4 protein-coding genes are annotated in these 6,808 nt (G+C 73.0%); 3 read left to right on the forward strand and 1 reads right to left on the reverse strand.

The features are described from left to right. Nucleotides 1-45: 45 nt before the first annotated feature. Nucleotides 46-531 (forward strand): roadblock/LC7 domain-containing protein, encoded by a 486-nt coding sequence (locus ACLQ20_RS17080; protein WP_151456293.1) that lies wholly within the window; start codon nt 46-48, stop codon nt 529-531. Nucleotides 532-662: 131 nt separating this feature from the next. Here the strand turns inward: ACLQ20_RS17080 and ppdK are convergent, their stop codons facing one another. Further along, nucleotides 663-3,395 (reverse strand): pyruvate, phosphate dikinase, encoded by a 2,733-nt coding sequence (ppdK, locus tag ACLQ20_RS17085; RefSeq protein WP_327029309.1) that lies wholly within the window; start codon nt 3,393-3,395, stop codon nt 663-665. Between the two features lie 279 nt (nt 3,396-3,674). Between ppdK and ACLQ20_RS17090 the strand changes: the two genes are divergently transcribed. Together ACLQ20_RS17090 and ACLQ20_RS17095 are read left to right on the forward strand one after the other, a co-directional pair. Next, complete coding sequence (locus ACLQ20_RS17090) at nt 3,675-5,579, forward strand: family 20 glycosylhydrolase (RefSeq protein WP_425856447.1); 1,905 nt, start codon at nt 3,675-3,677, stop codon at nt 5,577-5,579. 300 nt (nt 5,580-5,879) lie between these two features. Further along, on the forward strand, nt 5,880-6,134 hold the full coding sequence (locus ACLQ20_RS17095) for a hypothetical protein (protein ID WP_425856399.1): 255 nt from the start codon (nt 5,880-5,882) through the stop codon (nt 6,132-6,134). Nucleotides 6,135-6,808: the final 674 nt, after the last annotated feature.

Consider the following 6,808-nt stretch of genomic DNA (forward strand, 5'->3'; position numbering starts at 1 on the left):
CGCGGAACGTGACCAGACTGAGGGCCCGACGGTGGGGAGACGCCCGTGAACGCGGACACGATGATGGGAACGGAACTGTCGGAGCTGCGCCGGCGCCGCCCGGAGGTGGCGGGCACGGTGCTGGCCGGGACCGACGGCCTGCTGATCTCCAGCGACCTGCCGACGACGGACGCCACCCACCTGGCGGCGCTCGCGGCGGCGAGCTTCGGCCTCGGTCACCGGGTGGCCGACACCGTGCGGCACGGCGAGTTCCGGGAATCGGTGGTCCGCACCTCGACCGGCGCCGTCGTCACCTATCCCGCCGGGCGCAACGCCCTGTTGACGCTGGTCGCCGACGCCAGCGCCGACCTGGACGAGCTGCACGCCGACGCGCGGGCGGTGGCCCGGCGCACCGGCTCGGTGCTGGACACCAGCCGCCTGATCGGGGCGGCGACGGTGCCCGAGGCACACGCCCGGCTCGCGGCCCGCACCTCGGGCGGCAGGCTGCCCCGGCGCGTCACCCCCCACGCCTGGCGCCGCCCGCCGGTCTGAGCAACCCCCGGGAGTCGGTCCGCGACCGACTCCCGGCCCACGGTGCGGTCGCGCCGGCACGGGCCGCCCGCACGGCAGCGGCGGCGGATTCCGCTCCCCCGGGTCCGCCGCCGGCCTGTCGTCCTCGCGCGTCAGCGGCTGTCGGAGCCGTCCGTCTCCACCGCCGCGCGGCCGGCCTCCAGCCGGGCGACGGGCACCCGGAAGGGGGAGCAGGACACGTAGTCCAGGCCGACCTCGTGGAAGAAGTGCACCGACTCCGGGTCGCCCCCGTGCTCGCCGCAGACGCCGAGCTTCAGCTCCGGCCGGGCCGCCCGGCCCTCCTCCGCGGCGATGCGCACCAGCCGGCCCACGCCGTCGCGGTCGATCGACTCGAACGGCGAGATGCCGAAGATGCCCAGCTCCAGGTAGCGCCAGAAGAACGCGCCCTCGACGTCGTCGCGGGAGAACCCCCAGCCCATCTGGGTCAGGTCGTTGGTGCCGAAGGAGAAGAACTGCGCCGCCTCGGCGATCTGGCCGGCGGTCAGCGCCGCCCGGGGCACCTCGATCATCGTGCCGATCAGCACCTCGACGCCGCTGTCCCCGACCACCTCGGCGATGATCTTCTCGGCCTCGGCGCGGACCGTCTCCAGCTCCTGCACCGCGCCGACCAGGGGGACCATGATCTCCGGTCGGGCCACCGCGCCGCTGCGGGTGACGGTGACCGCGGCCTCCGCGATCGCCCGGACCTGCATGGCGAACAGACCGGGGATGACCAGGCCGAGGCGGACGCCACGCAGGCCCAGCATCGGGTTCTCCTCGTGCATCCGCCGGACGGCGGCGAGCAGCGCCTCCTCCTGCGCCACGTCCTCGCCGCGCTCCTGGGCGACCGCCACGTTGACCGCGAGCTGCTCCAGCGGGGGCAGGAACTCGTGCAGCGGCGGGTCGATCAGCCGGACGGTGACGGGCATCCCGTCCATCTCCCGGAAGATCTCCTCGAAGTCGGCCCGCTGCAACGGAAGCAGCGCCGCCAGCGCGGCCTCGCGCTCGGTGTTGTCGCGGGCCAGGATCAGCCGCTCGACCAGCTCGCGCCGGTCGCCGAGGAACATGTGCTCGGTGCGGCACAGCCCGATGCCCTCCGCGCCGAAGCGCCGGGCCCGGGCGGCGTCCGCGCCGGTGTCGGCGTTCGTGCGGACGGCCAGCCGCCGCCTGGCGTCGGCGTGCGACATGATCCGGTGTACGGCCCGGACCAGCGGATTGTCGACGTGCTCGGGGTCGAGGCTGCCCTCGAAGTACTGCACCACCTCCGACGGCATGACCGGCACCTCGCCGAGGTAGACCTTGCCGGTGGTGCCGTCGATGGAGACGACGTCGCCCTCGACGACGGTCTGCCCGCCGACGACGAACCGGCGCTGCGGGACGTTGACCTCGATCTCGTCGGCGCCGGAGACGCAGGTCTTGCCCATCCCCCGCGCCACCACGGCGGCGTGGCTGGTCTTGCCGCCGCGCGAGGTGAGGATGCCCTGGGCGGCGATCATGCCGTTGAGGTCGTCGGGGTTGGTCTCACGCCGGACCAGGATCACCGACTCCCCCTCGGCGGCCAGTTCGACCGCGCGGGCGGAGGTGAAGACCACCTTGCCCGACGCCGCGCCCGGCGACGCCCCGATGCCCTTCGCCACCGGCTGGAACTCGTGGTCGAGCCGGAACCGGGGGAACATCAGCTGGGCGAGCTGCGCGCCGTTGACCCGGTGCAGCGCCTCGTCGAGGTCGATCAGGCCCTCGTCGACGAGCTGCCCGGCGATGACGAACGCCGCGGCGGCGGTGCGCTTGCCGACGCGGGTCTGGAGCATCCAGAGCTTGCCGCGCTCGATGGTGAACTCGATGTCGCAGAGGTCCCTGTAGTGGCCCTCCAGCCGGGCCATGATGCCGAGCAGTTCGTCGTAGGACTTCTTGTCCAGCCGCTCCAGCTCCTGCAACGGCACGGTGTTGCGGATGCCCGCGACCACGTCCTCGCCCTGGGCGTTGGCCAGGTAGTCGCCGTAGATGCCCTGGGCGCCGCTGGCGGGGTCGCGGGTGAACGCGACGCCGGTGCCGGAGTCCGGGCCGAGGTTGCCGAAGACCATCGCCACCACGTTGACCGCCGTGCCCAGGTCCGCCGGGATCCGCTCCTGGCGGCGGTAGAGCACCGCGCGCTCGGCGTTCCACGACTCGAAGACCGCGCGGATGGCGAGGTCGAGCTGCTCGCGCGGCTCCTGCGGGAACTCCCGGCCGGTGTGCTTGAAGAAGATCTTCTTGTACGCGTCGACCAGCCCCCGCAGGTCGTCGGCGTCGAGGTCGAGGTCGTCGTGGGTGCCCTTGGCCCGCTTGGCGTCGTCGAGCGCGTGCTCGAACTCCTCGCCCGGCACCTCGCACACCGTCTTGCCGAACATCTGGATCAGGCGGCGGTAGGAGTCCCAGGCGAACCGGTCCGCGCCGCCGGAGGTCTGCGCGTCCGCGCCGCTGGCCTGTCGCGCGAGCCCCTGGACGCTGCGGTCGTTGAGGCCGACGTTGAGGACGGTCTCCATCATGCCGGGCATGGAGAACTTGGCGCCGGAACGGACGGACACCAGCAGCGGGTCCTCCGGGTCACCGAGGCGCTTGCCCATCGCCTGCTCCAGCGACGCGAGGTGCGCGGCGATCTGGTCGGCCAGGCCGTCCGGTTCCTCCCCGGTCGCGAGGTACGCCTTGCAGGCCTCCGTGGTGATCGTGAAGCCCGGTGGGACCGGCAGGCCGAGATTGGTCATCTCGGCCAGGTTGGCCCCCTTGCCACCGAGCAGTTCCTTGAGATCCTTGTTGCCCTCGGCGAAGGCGTACACGTACTTGTGTTCCACCGTCTCCTGCTTTGCCACCAGAGCCCTCCCACGCGCGCCGGTCCGACACTTAACGAAGGTTCAGTCGCTCTCATACCCCGGGACGGACCACCGGCAATCCCGGTGCCAAGCCGGCCGGTGGGCGAAGGCTAAGCGAACTTCGCGTGGCCCGGGACCGTTCGGTGACAATAGGCACAGCTATCACGACTATCCGCGTTCGTACCGGTTTTTGGGAACGCTTCCACGCGCACGATCACGCATTTCCGGCTCCGCCTCGTATTCTTGGCCGCACGCTTTTCGGTGAACCTCACCTTTGCCATAACCGCCGCAAATACACCCCTCGGAGCCGACGCCGTGCCAGCCGTTCCCACCGCCGCCCCGGAGCCGCTCGACCCGTCCCGCGCCGCCGGGGTGGACGAGCGGGAGCCCGGCCACCGCGCCCTACCGATCCACGAACCGGCCGCCGCCGAGCTGGCCCGGGCGGCGACCCGGGCCGCCGACGACCTGCTCACCCCGCCGCCCGGGACCGCCGACGACCTGCCCGTCACGCCGGCCCGGGTCCGGCTGGGCGACGTCGTGCCCGCCCCGGAGCGGGTCACGCCGGTCCCGGGCGCCGACTTCGTCCTCACTCCCGACGCGGCGATCCGGGTGAACGGCGACGACGACGCCCGCGCCGTCGCCGGACAGCTGGCCGCCCTGCTCCGGCCGGCCACCGGCTACCCGCTGCCGGTGACCGACGCCACCCGACCGGAGCCGGCCGGCGGCATCACCCTGACGCTGGCCGTCTCCGCCGACCTCGGCCCGGAGGGCTACCGGCTCGACGTGACGCCCGACGGCGTACGGATCGAGGCCGCCACCCCGGCCGGGCTCTTCCACGGCGTGCAGACGCTGCGGCAACTCCTGCCCGCCGCCATCGAGAGCCCGGTGCCGGTCGCCGAGCACTGGGCGCTGCCCGGCGGTTCGATCACCGACCGGCCCCGGTTCCCCTACCGGGGGGCGATGCTCGACGTGGCCCGGCACTTCTTCGGCGTACCGGACGTGCTGCGGGTGATCGACCACCTGGCCCGCTACAAGCTCAACCACCTGCACCTGCACCTCACCGACGACCAGGGCTGGCGGATCGCGATCGACTCCTGGCCCCGGCTGGCGGAGGTCGGCGGGGCGGGCGAGGTGGGCGGCGGCCCGGGCGGGCACTACACGCGCGACGACTACCGGCGGATCGTCGCCTACGCCGCCGAGCGGCACGTCACCGTGGTGCCGGAGATCGACCTGCCGGGCCACACCAACGCCGCGCTGACCGCGTACGGCGAGTTGGCCCCGGACGGGGCCGCGCCGCCGCCGTACACCGGCACCGAGGTCGGCTTCAGCTACGTCGACCCCACGAACGAGCGGACGTACGAGTTCGTCGCCGACGTGCTGGGCGAGATCGCGGCGCTCACCCCCGGGCCGTGGCTGCACATCGGGGGCGACGAGGCGTTCAAGGTACGTCCCGACGCGTACGCGGCCTTCGTCGAGCGCACCCAACGCATCGTCGCCGGAACCGGCAAGACGGTGGTGGGCTGGCACCAGATCGCGCCCGTCGCGCACGCCGAGGGGCGGGTGCTCCAGTGGTGGGGCACCAAGGGCGAGGACCCGGTCACGGCGGACGCCGTCCACCGGGGGGCACGGCTCGTCCTCTCCCCCGGCAACCACGCCTACCTCGACATGAAGTACGCCCCGGACACCCCCATCGGGCACGACTGGGCCGGCCTGATCGACGTGCGGCGGGCATACGACTGGGATCCCGGCACCCACGTGGCCGGCGTGCCGGCCGACGCGGTGCTGGGCGTGGAGGCGCCGCTGTGGACCGAGTCGGTCACCTCGCGGGCCGAGGTCGAGTTCATGCTCTTCCCGCGCCTGCCCGCGATCGCCGAGCTGGGCTGGTCGCCCCGCGCGGCGCACGACTGGGCCGGGTTCCGCGACCGGTTGGCAGGGCACGGCCCGCGCTGGGCCGAGGCCGGCATGGCCTTCCACCGCTCACCGGAGATCCCCTGGCCCGCCGAGCGGCCAGCTCCCGCCGAGCGGCAGGCGGCAATCCCCACCCAGGCCGCGCATCCGACTCCCACCGGGCCGCGCACGACGATCCCCACCCAGACCGACCAACCAACTCCCACCGGGCCGCGCACGGCGGCCCCCATCCAAACCAACCCCGAGGAGGCCTCCGCGCCAGGCCCGTCCGCCTGACGCCCGCGCCCAACGCCCCCATCCCCGCCGCGGTGGCGGTCGCCGCCGCCATCGCGGTCGTCACCGGGTCACCTGGCTCACCCCGGTTACCGGATCACCCGGGTTCACGGGTCACCCAGGTCCACGGATCAACGGATCAACGGATCAACGGATCAACGGATCAACGGTGGAGATCTTGGTACGAGATGGCCCCTGGAGGGGCGGTTTCTCACCAAGATCTCCGGTAGAAGCCCAGCGGACGGACGCGAGAGTGGGCACCGACGGGGTGTGGCCCGCCGTGCCCGGCGCAGGGACGGGGCGGTGGCGGTCGCCGCTGCCGTCGCGGTCGCGGTCACCGTGGCGGTCACGGGTGCCGTGACGGTCGCGGTCACCGTGACGGTCGCGGTCACCGTGGCGGTCACGGGTGCCGCGACGGTCACGGTCACCGTGGCGGTCACGGGTGCCGCGACGGTCACGGGTGCCGCGACGGTCACGGGTGCCGCGACGGTCACGGGTGCCGTCGCCATCGCCGTCGCGGATGCCTCTCGATCTCGGGGTCAGGGCGGTTTCGCCTGACGCGTCACGCAGGGCACGTACCGCCGGTTGCCGGGGTGCCCATTGCTGGCGGGCGCGCGGACAGGCGGCACGGATGCGCTCCTCGGGGCGCTGTCGAGCTGATGTCGTAGACGATTCAGCGGTGCCGTCCGTTCCGGGCCGGAGAGGCGTGGGGATTGGGCGCGGAAAGAAGTCGCGGTTCGTGCCGTCGGGGCAGCGTGAGTCGTTTACGACATCAGCTCGACAGCGCGCTCGCCGCCCCATGCTGCACCCGACGACCGACGGCGGCAGACTGCGACGGGCTGCGACGGGCTGTGGAGTCGTGGGAGTTTTGTCCGCTTCGAAGTGTCCGAGTCCGTGCCTGGATGTCCGTCGCCGTCCGGTGCGTCCCGTGGCCGGCGCCACCTCAGCGGCGGAATCGTGGGCCGGTGCGGGCCGTTGAACATGGCATACCCACGGCGCCTCCCCCGCGCGCCACGGTGGCCCGACCGGCCGGCGGAATGACTGGCCGACCCGGGTCGTTGAGACATCCCGGACGCCCGAGCAGGCCCCCCACCGCCGGAGCGATCCGTTCTGACTTCCCCCTCGCGGCACGCCGCTCCCCCGCGCGTCCGCGTACCCCCGATCGAAAGGTGCTGCCATCATGCGTACCGACATCCTGCGTAAGACCGCTCTGACCGCTGCCGGGCTCGCCT

This window comes from Micromonospora sp. DT46 (assembly GCF_049841735.1).
GTDB classification, from domain to species: Bacteria; Actinomycetota; Actinomycetes; order Mycobacteriales; family Micromonosporaceae; genus Micromonospora; species Micromonospora reichwaldensis.